Annotated in this window: 15 protein-coding genes; 8 read left to right on the top strand and 7 right to left on the bottom strand. The window is 38.8% G+C overall.

Annotation, left to right across the window (positions count from 1 at the left end; genetic code table 11):
• Window positions 1–31: 31 nt before the first annotated feature.
• Both yhaM and G6R02_RS12540 read left to right on the top strand, forming a co-directional pair.
• On the top strand, window positions 32–979 hold the full coding sequence (gene yhaM / locus G6R02_RS12545; protein ID WP_164669579.1) for a 3'-5' exoribonuclease YhaM: 948 nt from the start codon (window positions 32–34) through the stop codon (window positions 977–979).
• 68 nt (window positions 980–1,047) lie between these two features.
• Window positions 1,048–1,242 carry a sporulation YhaL family protein gene (locus tag G6R02_RS12540; RefSeq protein ID WP_425509040.1) on the top strand — a complete coding sequence of 65 codons (195 nt, stop codon included), beginning with the start codon at window positions 1,048–1,050 and terminating at the stop codon, window positions 1,240–1,242.
• A gap of 147 nt (window positions 1,243–1,389) precedes the next feature.
• Here the strand turns inward: G6R02_RS12540 and G6R02_RS12535 are convergent, their stop codons facing one another.
• The 3 genes from G6R02_RS12535 to G6R02_RS12525 all read right to left on the bottom strand — a co-directional run bounded on the left by G6R02_RS12535 (window position 1,390) and on the right by G6R02_RS12525 (window position 4,128).
• Entirely contained in the window at window positions 1,390–2,283 is an 894-nt protein-coding gene (locus G6R02_RS12535; RefSeq protein ID WP_164669578.1) for a peptidylprolyl isomerase, read from the bottom strand.
• 81 nt (window positions 2,284–2,364) lie between these two features.
• Window positions 2,365–2,550, bottom strand: a complete 186-nt coding sequence (locus tag G6R02_RS12530; protein ID WP_164669577.1) for a hypothetical protein — start codon at window positions 2,548–2,550, stop codon at window positions 2,365–2,367.
• 1,032 nt (window positions 2,551–3,582) lie between these two features.
• A complete protein-coding gene (locus G6R02_RS12525; RefSeq protein WP_164669576.1) occupies window positions 3,583–4,128 on the bottom strand; it encodes a DUF3267 domain-containing protein in 546 nt (181 codons plus the stop codon).
• Window positions 4,129–4,297: 169 nt separating this feature from the next.
• On the opposite strand from G6R02_RS12525, the gene G6R02_RS12520 reads away from it, so the two are divergent.
• On the top strand, window positions 4,298–4,654 hold the full coding sequence (locus G6R02_RS12520) for a DUF1878 family protein (RefSeq protein ID WP_246202557.1): 357 nt from the start codon (window positions 4,298–4,300) through the stop codon (window positions 4,652–4,654).
• Window positions 4,655–4,669: 15 nt separating this feature from the next.
• Here G6R02_RS12520 and G6R02_RS12515 read toward each other — a convergent pair whose 3' ends face one another.
• Window positions 4,670–5,143 carry a GbsR/MarR family transcriptional regulator gene (locus tag G6R02_RS12515; protein WP_164669575.1) on the bottom strand — a complete coding sequence of 158 codons (474 nt, stop codon included), beginning with the start codon at window positions 5,141–5,143 and terminating at the stop codon, window positions 4,670–4,672.
• Window positions 5,144–5,799: 656 nt separating this feature from the next.
• Here G6R02_RS12515 and G6R02_RS12510 point away from each other — a divergent pair.
• The 3 genes from G6R02_RS12510 (at window position 5,800) to G6R02_RS12500 (ending at window position 8,899) form a co-directional block, all read left to right on the top strand.
• Window positions 5,800–7,014: a quaternary amine ABC transporter ATP-binding protein gene (locus tag G6R02_RS12510; RefSeq protein ID WP_164669574.1), complete on the top strand. Its 1,215-nt coding sequence runs from the start codon at window positions 5,800–5,802 to the stop codon at window positions 7,012–7,014.
• Window positions 7,007–7,849 (top strand): ABC transporter permease, encoded by an 843-nt coding sequence (locus G6R02_RS12505; RefSeq protein WP_164669573.1) that lies wholly within the window; start codon window positions 7,007–7,009, stop codon window positions 7,847–7,849. Before G6R02_RS12510 ends, G6R02_RS12505 begins: the two co-directional genes overlap by 8 nt.
• Before the next feature lie 84 nt (window positions 7,850–7,933).
• Window positions 7,934–8,899 (top strand): glycine betaine ABC transporter substrate-binding protein, encoded by a 966-nt coding sequence (locus G6R02_RS12500; RefSeq protein WP_164669572.1) that lies wholly within the window; start codon window positions 7,934–7,936, stop codon window positions 8,897–8,899.
• 304 nt (window positions 8,900–9,203) lie between these two features.
• Here the strand turns inward: G6R02_RS12500 and G6R02_RS12495 are convergent, their stop codons facing one another.
• The 3 genes from G6R02_RS12495 to G6R02_RS12485 form a co-directional block, all read right to left on the bottom strand.
• Window positions 9,204–9,569 (bottom strand): YtxH domain-containing protein, encoded by a 366-nt coding sequence (locus G6R02_RS12495; protein ID WP_164669571.1) that lies wholly within the window; start codon window positions 9,567–9,569, stop codon window positions 9,204–9,206.
• Window positions 9,570–9,696: 127 nt separating this feature from the next.
• Window positions 9,697–10,218, bottom strand: a complete 522-nt coding sequence (locus tag G6R02_RS12490; RefSeq protein WP_164669570.1) for a tryptophan transporter — start codon at window positions 10,216–10,218, stop codon at window positions 9,697–9,699.
• A gap of 133 nt (window positions 10,219–10,351) precedes the next feature.
• A complete protein-coding gene (locus G6R02_RS12485) occupies window positions 10,352–10,777 on the bottom strand; it encodes an HIT family protein (protein WP_164669569.1) in 426 nt (141 codons plus the stop codon).
• Window positions 10,778–11,440: 663 nt separating this feature from the next.
• On the opposite strand from G6R02_RS12485, the gene G6R02_RS12480 reads away from it, so the two are divergent.
• Window positions 11,441–12,184 (top strand): ABC transporter ATP-binding protein, encoded by a 744-nt coding sequence (locus tag G6R02_RS12480; RefSeq protein WP_164669568.1) that lies wholly within the window; start codon window positions 11,441–11,443, stop codon window positions 12,182–12,184.
• On the top strand, window positions 12,177–13,388 hold the full coding sequence (locus G6R02_RS12475) for an ABC transporter permease (RefSeq protein ID WP_164669567.1): 1,212 nt from the start codon (window positions 12,177–12,179) through the stop codon (window positions 13,386–13,388). Before G6R02_RS12480 ends, G6R02_RS12475 begins: the two co-directional genes overlap by 8 nt.
• The last annotated feature ends 5 nt before the right edge of the window (window positions 13,389–13,393 follow it).

The raw sequence follows: 13,393 nt of genomic DNA, 5'->3' as shown, positions 1-13,393 counted from the left end.
CTGAACTATACGCAGCAGGGGGGAGAAACAAATGAAAAAAGGAATAGGACATCACAGTATTGGTGATGCATTTGACAGTTTCGTTCTGATAAAAGAATCCTCGCGAGGAGTTGCAAGTAACGGCAAACCATTTTTGACGCTTATCCTGCGTGATGCAACAGGCGAAATTGATGCTAAACTTTGGGACATCTCAAAAGAAGATGAAGAAGTTTTTGTTGCAGAACAAATTGTGAAACTCGCTGGGGAAGTCAATCAGTTCAGAGGTAAACCACAGCTTAAAATCTTTTCCTTACGACCGGCACAACCAACAGATGGTGTCAAAGTAGATGATTTTGTCGAAAAAGCGCCGATTGAGAAAGAAGTTCTGATGGAAAAACTGACGGAAGCTATTTTTGAGATGAAAAATCCGGCATTGCAGCGAATTACCAGGGCTTTTATTAAAAAATACCAGGAAGCATTACTTACATATCCTGCTGCAACAAAAAATCACCATGAATATGTTTCTGGTTTGGCACATCATGTTGTCAGCATGATTTCATTGGCGAAAGAACTGCACAAATTATACCCCGAATTAAATAAAGATTTGCTATATGCGGGAATTATTCTGCATGACCTCGGTAAATTGAAGGAATTATCCGGTGTTGTTACCACGTCGTATACGCTGGAAGGAAAACTGCTTGGACATATTCCGATGATGGTCGAAGAAATCGGTCACATGGCCAAGGAACTGCAAATTGAAGGTGAAGAAGTTTTAATCCTGCAGCATCTTGTGTTAAGCCACCATGGAAAAGCAGAGTGGGGAAGTCCGAAACCACCGCTGGTCCGGGAGGCGGAGTTACTGCACTTGATTGATTTAATCGATGCAAAAATGAATATGCTGAACCGTTCGTTAGCTAAGGTTAAGCCCGGAGAGTTTACGGAGCGGATGTTTGCGATGGATAACAGGGCATTTTACAAACCGCTATTCGAAGAGAACTGAAAACCGGTCATTTTTCTCTCCTTTTGTACATATACATGTTGTAGATTGATGGACAAGGAGGGCTAATCGTGATTGCTGGAGTACCTTGGTGGGTCTTTATGATGATCATTTTCATTTTTCTCAGTGGATACATGGCATTCAGGGCAATGCGTGCCGAACGGAGACTGGAACAGGAGTTTATTGAGAAAGAAGGCAAAGTCTATATAGAACGGATGGAAGAGGAACGACAGAAGCGGGATGAGAAACAGCATGTATCACAATAAGAAAAACTTGGCTTAGCCTCGTCTTTCCAGAGGCAAGAAGCCAGAAGTCAGATTGGTGGAAATCGGCGAGAGAGCCGGTTTCTTTATCTTTTAAGAAAAACGGCTGATCCATTAAATATATGGATCAGCCGTTTTTATCTATATTTTTTAGCCTTGTGATTGACCTGATGATTGGCCTGACGGTTGTTCAAAAATGTTTTCCAGGCCTTCAGCTTTAATGTCCACATCAGCATCCTCAACAAGTTTATTCATTTTTTCACGTGCTTTTTGGACATCCATACGCTGATTTATAATATTGCGGCGGATTGTATCCTTGTTTTCTTCAAATGATCCGATATCCTCTTCTTTATCACGCTTGTCCGTTACTTTAATAATATGGTAACCATGTTGTGTTTTAACGGGATCGCTGATTTCACCTACTTCTAAACTATATGCAGCATTCTCGAATTCAGGTACCATTTTGCCGGTTGAGAAATATCCAAGTTTCCCACTATCATTTGCATTGGATTTATCGGTGGAATATTCTTTCGCCAATTTAGCAAAATCTCCGCCATTTTCCAGCTTCTGTTTCACTTCTTTTGCAGTTTTTTCATCTTTAACCAGTATATGCTGTGCCTGTACTTCTTTTTTCATGCGTTCGTATTTTTCTTTTAAATCCTTCTCGGTAATCTCCATGTCTTCGGCAACCATTTCTTCCTGTAGAAGACTGTTGCGAATTGTTTTACGTAGTGTTGCTTCATCTTTGAAACGTTGCTTGACATAGGAATCAAACTTATCTCCTAATTGATCCTTAATACTTTGAACTTCTTTGTCAACTTCTTTTTCAGTAACATCATATTTATCATTTAAAACTTCCATTGTAACTAATTCTTTAAGAACGGCAGCACCATTACGATCCTTTAATTCCTGATAAAGTTCTTCTTTTGTAACATCTCCTGCACTCGTTTCCGCAACTACTTCAGAATCACCATTATCTGAATTACAAGCTGCCAAACCAAGAACACTGGCTGAAAGTGTTACTGCAATTGCAAGTTTTTTCATGTTATGAACACTCCTAATAATATTATCTGATTTAATATACCATTTTTATTGCAAAAAAAATAGGATAAGCAATATCAAATACTATGTCGTTACATTTAACACCTTGACGTAGGAAGATACCAGTAATACGAGTATCATGATATTTATTACCCGAAATACAGTAGATTGTTTCCGTTCTTTCATCTCCATTTTCAGGCAAAACTGATGTGTCAACGAGTTAAATATCAATAATATAAATACCGCATAAACGGGGAAAAGAATACTCATGGAAAAACCTCCTTAACAAGCATACCACATAATCCATATTTAATACTGTATCAAAAGATGGTCATCATGAACAGTATAAATTTGATTTTTGGTTTCATAAGACTTGTGCTGTTTGCAGCATCATCAAGAATGATAACTTTGTTAAATAGTTTTCATAGACTGCGAACTACTATGAAAAGTTTCATGCTCCCAGAAAAGATTGCTATCGGGCTGGTGTCTCACCGATGTCTTAGCTACCATTAGAAGGAAGGACGACTAAAAGCGGGCCAGCATACCCTAATGAAGGTGCATGTATTCCGCTCTGCTTAAATTTGCTATTGTTGGATTAGAGATTATTGAGAAGAACTTTCTCTCGAAGAAAAGAAGACTGATTTAAGCTAGAAATCCTCATGAGGAACGCTCTCACGAAGAAAGGGAGATCGATTTAGGCTAGAAATCCTCGTGAGAAACGCTCTCACGAAGAAAAGGAGACCGATTTAAGCTAGAAATCCTCGTGAGGAACGTTCTCACGAAGAAAAGGAGATCGATTTAAGCTAGAAATCCTCATGAGGAACGTTCTCACGAAGAAAAGGAGATCGATTTAAGCTAGAAATCCTCGTGAGGAACGTTCTCACGAAGAAAAGGAGATCAATTTAAACTAGAAATCCTCATGAGGAGCGTTCTCTTGATAAAAAAGAGATTGATTTAAACTAGCCATAGTTTCATTCTGCTATAGATACCTGAAATAATGTAAAGGGTGCGTGTTCTTAGTATGAATAGGATAAACAAAAATCGAAATAGGCTTATATAAGATTGCAGTGACTAAATAAAAAATGAAAACTCCCGGTACAAAAGTGCTTTCAGGAGTTCATTCCGAAACTAGGGCTAGGAAAGCGTTCAAGGTGCGCGGTCAGAGAGTCTCGCCAACTGTTACTAATCAGATTTATTTTTAATTCACTTTTCATGTCAACTGCGAACTATTAGCAATAAATTTTCTTCAGGAAAGGCAGAATTAAGAAAGGACCTGACTGTGAATTGTCAGGTCCCTTTAGTTTAATTATGCGATTTAATTAATATGGCAAATTCATTATTGTTATTCTCAATAAGTGATTGTTTAGGTGCTTTTGATATATTAATGATATATAAAAAGTCGGTAAAAGTTATTGCTATATGAACAGACGTGAATAGTAAAAAGTATACATAGTATTCAGCGAATATATAGGTTGCCATTATACCTGGGATCGTTATAAACATGGTTGGTGCAAATGCAGCCAGTAATGAAACTTTTTTTGGTACAGGTTTTTTTGTATAATAATTAACATAGGGAAATAATACATTTTTTCGGCTGTACAGTAACTTTGCTCGATTATTCATCATATTTAATGGTAAAATATGCATAAAGGCGTGGATTATAGGCAAAAAGAATAATGCTATCATCAACGGGAAAATCCCGAATTCATTTATATTTACGGAATTGTGCATAACTGAAAAAGGCACATACAGAAATATGAATGTCAACAGGCCGATCAAAAATGAAAGAAGATACAACCTGTTTATTCCAAACTCTTTATTCAAATTAACAGTTTTCCAGCAATTCATTTTATGATCCCTCCTGTTAAAATGCATCAGGTTCTTATTAGTCCTCAAGCATAATAGTACGTTTTACCGTAAAAATCAATAGTTTTAACCAAAAAAATTTCACTTTTTTTCAGACTGCCTTTAGGCTTGTCATATCAGGGATGAAATTAACTGTTGGGAGGTCTTTCTGTTGAAATATATCGAACAAAATGAAACAGCGGCCTTTCACTTGCGATTGCTGTCAAAAATTATCGATTTTAATCAATATCCGTTGATTAAATTGCTGATTGAAAGTAACGTAACTGAATCGGAGTTTGAAGAACTGATGGATCTGCTGGCAGGATTGAATAACCAATATGTGGCCCAAAAAGAGGAGGGGTTTTTGGATTTCACGTTATTGCTGATTCATTTTGCAGGTATGCTTAATGAAAAGCTGAATCCGGATATAACGATTTATGCATTAAAAAAAGAAGGGTACTACCCTTCATTAATGGACGAGTTTATTAAAATATTAAGCGTTAATGAAAAGCTGAACATAAAAAGGTAACTGGCACAGGTTTTTTCAGTCCTTTTTTATGTTCCGGAATGATGCTTCAACCTCTTTATGGAATTCAATTATTTTTAGAAGCTGCTGATGAATTTTGGGATCCTGCTCATGATTATGCTGCTCTAATTCTTTACGAACTTCTTCCAGCGAATCTTTTTGATGATCAACAGCATCAATCCATTTATTTGTGTATGTATTCATAAATGATTTATAAAGCTGGGAGTTACCCTCATATAAATCTTTTCGCACACCTTTTTTCCAGACTCTCGTTACCAGGTTTAAATCGGATAAATTTCGGGAACTGGTGCTCATAGAGGTTTTACTTTTACCTAATGCCTCGCTCATTTCATCCAATGTCATTGGTTTATCTTTAATATATAAATAGACAAATAGTCTTGCTTCCAACGGTGTTAAACCAAACATTTCAATTGTTTTTGCAAATTCAAGCATAATTTTGTCTGTCGTTTCATTTTGTTTACCGGTAAACATACAATCCCCCTATGTGTCTCTCAGATTATTATCTGATTTTATGAATTTCCATTTTTTCCAAAAAATATCTACTCATAATGGATGTTTCGGGATATTTTCGAAAAAAGAATTAATTATTTGTTAATCAAACTGAAACGAATTTGTAATGTGAAATCCTTGCTATACCAAGGTTACATCAAACCGAAAAATTTTTGAAATTGAATTTACACTAGCAAATCAAAGCAAATTGGAGGAAATTTAAGAATAAAGCTACACAATTTTGTACAGTTTAAACTGTACAAAAAATATATACAAAATTAATGGTATTTAATAGTTGAATTTTTCATGGGAAAAGTTATATAGTTATGTAGTGGGTGATTTATGGTCAATTAAATTTATTGTTAATGATGCAAACACATAGTTGTGATTTATCTTTTTTATGAATTTAATCTGATAGAAAAGTAGGATGACTATTATCACCTTCCGTTAAAGTTTGATGGAATGAAGGGGGCAAATAGTATCAGAGACAGATAGAAAAGTTGCTCTGGAATCTATCAAATTTCTTTTGGCAGAGACCTGGTTCATTTCTGCATACATACATGAAAAAGTTAATCATGTATAAAATACTCATGAAAGAGTAGTAAAACCACAGTACAGGAGTTAAGCGAGGTGAAAAGATGAGTAAAATCAAGGTTGAAAAATTAACAAAGATATTCGGAAGGCGCCCGAGGCAAGCCGTCAAATACCTTGACGAAAATAAATCAAAAGATGAAATTCTGAAGCTTACCGGAATGACGGTCGGCGTAAACCAGGCTTCATTTGAAGTCGACGATGGAGAAGTCTTTGTTATTATGGGTTTATCAGGAAGTGGTAAATCCACGCTCGTTCGTATGTTGAACCGTTTGATTGAACCAACTTCAGGTAATGTATGGCTGGGCGAGGAAAATATTACGGAAATGAATAAAGAACGACTCCGTGACGTACGCAGGAAAAAAATGAGTATGGTTTTCCAGAATTTTGCGTTGCTTCCTCACAAAACAATACTTAAAAACGCTGAATACGGTTTGGAAATTCAAGGTACAGACAAAGAGGAACGTGCCAAAAAGGCTCGCGAGGCTCTTGAACTGGTTGGCCTGGGCGGGTATTTGGATAAATACCCAAATGAACTTTCTGGCGGTATGCAGCAACGTGTAGGTCTGGCAAGAGCGCTTGCCAATGATCCGGATATCCTATTAATGGACGAAGCTTTTAGTGCATTGGACCCATTGATTCGGAAAGATATGCAGGATGAATTAATGGAACTGCAACAAAGGGTGCATAAAACGATTATATTCATTACACACGATCTGGATGAGGCACTTCGGATTGGCGATAGGATTGCTCTGATGAAGGATGGAAGTATTGTCCAAATCGGAACAGCTGAAGAAATTTTAATGGATCCAGCGAACGATTATGTGGAGCGATTCGTTGAAGACGTTGACCTTGCCAAAGTGTTGACAGCATCTCACGTTATGAAGCGTGCAGAAACTGTAACGGTTGACAAGGGAGCAAATGTTGCGCTGAAGTTGATGAAGGACAACGGTGTGTCAACCATTTATGTAGTGGACAATAAGCGTAAACTGCTTGGCTATGTCACAGCAGACCAAGCCGCAAAGGCTGCAAAGGAAAAATTGGGCCTGGAAGAAGTCATCACACGAGATATACCAACCGTCCATCCGGATACATTGCTTGCTGATCTGTTTGAACCAATGGCAGAAGCATATGCACCAGTTTCCGTTGTAGATGATTCCGGAAAACTGGCAGGTATTGTTGTAAGAGGTTCTGTAATAGCAGCACTTGCAGGTGATGATGAAGTGATTAATGGAAATGGGGGTGAAGAAGCAGATGGATGATATTCAAGGGACACTTTTCCCCAAACTTCCATTAGCTAGTTGGGTAGAATCATTTGTTGATTTTTTAACTGAATCTTTTGCAGCAGTCTTTGACACCATTACATTAGTCCTTGAATTTATTACTGAGAATTTTGTTTTACTATTAGAACTTGTTCCACCAATTTTACTGATTGTTTTAGTTGCATTGCTCGCGTGGTGGGTTGTCAACTGGAAATTGGGTCTTTTTGGACTCATTGGACTTGGTCTTGTTAACAATCTTGGTTATTGGCCGGAAACAATTGAAACAGTTTCACTTGTTATAGTCTCAGTTGTAATTTCGATGGTCATTGGGATCCCGATTGGTATTTGGATGTCACAGAAAAATGCTGTGCAGGCAATTGTAACACCTGTTCTCGACTTTATGCAGACGATGCCGGCCTTCGTTTATTTGATCCCGGCGGTTGTTTTCTTCAGTCTGGGTATGGTACCGGGTGTAGTTGCTACAATCATCTTTGCTATGCCGCCAACTGTAAGGCTTGCAAACCTTGGTATTCGCCAGGTTGATCAGGAATTGATTGAAGCATCAAATGCATTTGGTTCTTCAACGGGGCAAAGATTGACAAAAGTTCAAATCCCGCTTGCTATGCCAACAATCATGGCAGGCGTTAACCAGACAATCATGCTTTCATTATCGATGGTTGTTATCGCCTCAATGGTAGGGGCTCCAGGCCTTGGTACAGTCGTATACAGGGCTGTAACGCAGGTTGCAATCGGACCAGGTTTTGAAGGTGGTCTGTCTCTTGTTATACTTGCAATGTTACTTGACCGTATAACACAAGGGGCAAACAAAGGTTAAGTTGTTCACGGGTTTTCTTTTTCAAGGAGATATAAGATAACTCGAACATATACATCATTAGATTTTTAGGAGGAATGGATTACTATGTTTAAGAAATTTAAACTTCTAGGTTTAGCTGCAGTATTCGTGCTGGCACTTACGTTGGTAGCATGTGGCGGTGGAGATAGTGAAGAAGGAAGCGACAACTCTGGCGACAGCGGCAGCGACGGCAGCGAAAGCAGTGAAAGCAGCAGTGGCTTGGAACTTGGTGAATCAGAACTGACTATTCCATATGTTGCATGGGCAGGCGCAATTGCACGTACGCCTTTGGTAGCTCAGGTTCTGGAAGAAGTAGGCTACACTGTGGAAACGAAGCAGGTTGATGCTGGTTCGATGTGGACTAGTGTTGCCAATGATGATTCATCCTTTATGACAGCTTCATGGCTGCCAGCAACTCACCAGTCTTACTGGGATAAATATCAGAACGATGTGGAAGCTATCGGTGCATTTGTTGACAAAGCTCCACTTGCTATGACAGTTCCTTCCTATATGGATGTGAACTCAATTAAAGACCTGAAAGGTAATAAGGAATTGGGCGAAGCTACAGATTGGACAATCACTGGTATTGACCCAGGTGCTGGTGTTATGCAGAACACGCAAACAGCAATTGAAGAATATGGTTTGGAAAATTGGGAACTGCAAGCAAGCTCTGAAGGTGCAATGCTGTCTGAACTGCAGACAAAAATTGAAAATGAAGAGCCAATTATTGTCCCAGGCTGGAAACCACACTGGATGTTTGCAGAAATGGATCTGAAGATGCTGGAAGACCCTAAAGAAGTATACGGTGGTGAAGGTGACCGTATCGAAGCTGTAGCACATACAAGTTTCAAGGAAGACTCACCTGCAGCATATGAGGTCGTGAAGCGTATTACTGAAGATTACAATACGGAAACGGAAAACACACTGCTGGTTGAAATCAATAATGGTACAGAACCAGCTGATGCAGCAAGCCAATTCCTTGAAAACAATCCTGATCTTCTGAAAAAATGGACTGAGGGTATTGGTGAGTAATTAAATAGGAAACAATAAAAAGACTGTCCGAATGGGCAGTCTTTTTTTGGCTTTACTAATGGGGCAGGAGTACTGGTTCTGGGATCTTAGGGCGGGCTACTCGGGGGAAAAATATCGTCTGGACAGCAACATCAACCGGAGGGGCGCGTATATCAACTGGACAGCGGAAATATCAACCCGGGAGTAAAAAACATCAGCCCGAGAGTAAATCAACATCAGCCCCACAGCAGAAACATCCGCTTGAGAGCCGACCAACCCCGGTAACAAAAAAGTTACCGTAAACCTACGATAACTTCTTTTCATCTTATTCGGATTCTTTTTTCATTTTACTTTCCAGGTCCCTCAGGCTTGATTCAATCTGTTCCAAATTTTTATGGATACTCTCCTGGTGCGGCTCAACTGTTGATTTCCATTCTTCAACTGAATTTTTCATTTCCTGGGTCAATTCTTTTACCAGTGCAGCACCTTCCCGGGAGGTTTCTGTAATTTGTTTCTTCAGACGCAAGCCATCAAGTTTCAGATTATCCAGCATCTCTTTCCATTCACCGCTTTGCTCTTTGGCACGGCTGCGAAAATCTTTTCCGGATGAAGGTGTACTTATTAAGGTTGCTGCAGCACTAACTGCACCTCCAACCATAAATCCCAATAATAATGATTTTCCGTTTGCCATTACGATACGCTCCTTTCACCACGTATATATCTTTTCCTTGTTTAAGACTACTTTCAAACCCGTATGGTATTATTTTAAAAAATCCTCTGACAAGATGTGCCAGAGGATTGATATAACTTGTAATTATTTACGTTACTGTCAGGGGCTGTGTCCGTTTTAATATGTTTTGTACAATTGGATAAACCACAATCATTAAAACTGTATTTAATGCAGCAGCAGGCAATACGATTGTCAGGAACAGTAATGTAAATGCACCTTCCATTAATCCAACAACATAAAGGGCAACGGTTAAAAATATTGATCCGCTAATCATCGTACCAACAGCTGTTAACACGGGCACATACAGTTTATCGTTCATTCGATTTTTAACCAGTAACAGCAGTCCGAAAAATAATAAACCGGTAATCGGTTTATCAATCATGTTTGCAATCTGGCCACCAACTGTTTGTGTGGTTATGGCGGAAATAACTCCCGCTGCAACTGATAATATTACAACATATTTTGCTTTTGGAAATAAGATAATCCCCAAAAACATCATCGACAACAGCATGTCAGGTTTCATACCATAAATAAATCCCGGAATGACATAGTGCAATACCGCACCAATCCCCAATAACAATGATAAAAGTACCAAAACTCTCGTATTCATTTGTACCTCTCCTCTTCTCAGCTATGCTTAGCTTATTTTTAGTTTACCAACTGTGCACTCATTGCCGGTTGCGTAAACTTAACGTTATTATACCAGAAAAATACTAAAATAAAAAGTAATAATTTTCTAATTTTTACAGTGCATTATTAATGTCTTTGGCGACTTGCTGTAGATCCTCCTGTGAATAGTCATCAGAATGCACTTCCCAATTTGATGAAAAGCCGTCACCATCGCCGTACCGTGGTATGATATGAATATGTAAATGGAAAACTGATTGGTCAGCAGGCTCTTCGTTATTGTTTAATAAGTTCATGCCAATTGGCTGATAAACCTTTTTGATGGCATTAGCGATTTTTGGAACTCGTTCAAATAATTCACTTGCAATTTCCGGTGGTGTTTCATAAATATTTTTGGTATGTGTCTTCGGAATAACAAGTGTGTGTCCTTTAGTTACCTGACTGATATCCAGAAATGCATAAACCTGATCATCTTCATAAACTTTTGCGGATGGAATTTCACCGTCAATAATCTTACAAAAAATGCAGTCCTCATGTGCCATTCAAATCACTCCTACAGGTATTTTATTTTATTGTATAAAGGAATGAGGGTAAAAGTAAAGTGAAGTGGAGGATTATTGACGTTGTTTTAATGCAGTTGACATACGAAATCACTCATCAGGCCTATGAGTGACCAAATGAAGCGGAAAACTGGAAGAACGGTAACTCATCAAGCCAATGAGTGCCCGAATAAAGCAGAATACCGGAAGAACGGTAACTCATCAAGGATTGGAGAGAATCATTTACTAAAAGCAAAAAAATAAACAGGTCAAGCCCACTGATTAGTGGACTTGCCTGCTTTAAGAAGTAAGAGGATGACGACTTTCTAACGTTGGGGACTTTGTAATTTAAGTTAAATCGCATCCGCCGTTTTAACGTGATTACAAAAAACCTTTTTGTCAACATCTCAATTTCTTGAGACGGGCCTGGCAAAAGGGTTTATATCATTAGATTTTTCATCACAGAATTATCGATCGCCAACACCTCATTTGTGTTTAACTCGAAATTTTATGACTGTTGTACATCCTCTTTACTTCATTTCATATTGTGTACCGGTAACAGAATTATATACGTACTTTTTTGTCGAAATTCGGGGAGAGGTTTTTTTGGCATAGTCCGGTAAACATGGTAAAATTTTAGCTAAGTGAAAACGAGGAGGAAGTCTTGTGGAACCTTTGTTACATATTGAAAATCTCTACGGTGGATATACACATAAAAACGTTTTGCATGGTATTTCATTTGATCTGTTCCCGGGGGAAATTGTTGGGCTTATCGGATTGAACGGTGCTGGAAAAAGTACAACAATCAAGCATATCATTGGATTGATGCAGGCGAAAAAGGGAACAGTCGCCGTCAATGGTAAAACGTTTCAGGAAAACCCGACAACATACCGGAATCAGATGGCCTACATCCCCGAGATGCCTATCCTTTATGATGAATTGACATTATATGAACATCTGCAACTGACAGCAATGGCATATGATATCCCTAAAGATGTCTTTGAAAAAAGACTGGAACCCTTGTTGAAAGAATTTCGAATGGAGAAGCGGCTCAAATGGTTCCCGACGCATTTTTCCAAAGGGATGCGGCAGAAGGTCATGATTATGTGCGCATTCCTAATTGAACCGCCATTATATATTGTCGATGAACCATTTGTAGGTCTGGATCCGCTTGGAATAAAATCATATTTGCAATTAATGGATGATATGAAAGCAAATGGCTCGGGTGTTTTGATGTCAACACACATTTTGGCAACTGCCGAACGTAATTGTGACCGGTTTGTTATTTTGCACGAGGGCGAGATACGTGCGGTCGGAACGCTTGATGAATTACGCAAGGACTTTAATATGCCTGGAGCAACGCTCGATGATTTGTATGTGCAATTAACAAAGGAAGATAGCCATGTTTAATTCACATGATTTTTTTAAAAAACGGTTTTCGGCGCACCTGAAAGAGACAAGCCGTTACACACGGTATATTTTTAACGGTCATATCGCATTTGCCATGCTGTTTTTTGTTTCGGCGCTTGCGTATTATTACCAAGAGTGGCTGACACAGCTCCCCGAGAACTTTCCAACAGCTATTATTGGCGGAGTGGTGTTTGGTCTGTTGGTAAGCTACAGTCCGGTCCGAACACTGTTAAAAGAACCCGATTTGGTTTTCCTGATTGCCGCTGAAAATAAAATGGGTCCGTATTTTCGGGATGCACTTATATATAGCTTTGTAATCCAGCTGTATTTAATTTTACTTGCCGGAGCTGCTTTTGGCCCGCTTTATTTTGCTTCATATCCGGAACGAGTCGGAGAGGTTTATTTATTGACGCTTCTTGTTGTTGTTATTTTCAAATGCTGGAATCTGATTGCAAACTGGTGGATGCTCAAGATCAGAGAGCCTGGAATTCGCCAGGTTGACCAGGTTGTGCGGATGCTTTTGAATATTGCTGTGTTCTATTTTATTATTCAGGGAGAAATGCTGACCGCCGGCATTACCACGCTATTATTTACGCTTCTATTTTTGTATGATTTAACGATTTCCAGAAAACAAGCGGGAATTTTGTGGGATGTCCTGGTTGAGAAAGACCGCAATCGTATGCAGGCTTTTTATCGTCTCGCTAACATGTTCACCGATGTTCCACACTTGAAAAACAAGGTGAAAAGCAGACACTGGCTTGTCGAGCTTGTTAGTCATGTGCCGTTTACGCAGAAACATACATTTGATTATTTGTACCGGATTTCCTTTGTTCGCAGCAGTGACTATTTGGGGATGTATGTACGGTTGATTGTTATTGGCGGGCTGTTTATATATTTTGTTCCAAATATGTGGATCAAAATAATCTTTGCCATTCTGTTCCTGTACATGAGCAGTTTTCAGATGATGACACTTTACCATCATCATCGCACGAATATGTGGCTGGATTTGTATCCTGTTGAGTTGGAGGTCCGCCAAAAGTCTCTGGTGAAAATGCTTTTTCAATTAACATTTATCCAAACGGTAATTTTCAGTCTTTTATTGTTATTGATCGGTGAAATCACGGGCTTTCTAATTGTTTTGGCTGGCGGGACGTTATTTAATTATTTGTTTATAAATGGTTATGTAAAAAAGAAAATGGGATAGTTAAT

Origin of the sequence: Virgibacillus doumboii, assembly GCF_902806455.1 — a bacterium.
GTDB lineage: Bacteria > Bacillota > Bacilli > Bacillales > Amphibacillaceae > Lentibacillus > Lentibacillus doumboii.
This window is presented reverse-complemented; position numbering and strand designations above follow the sequence as displayed.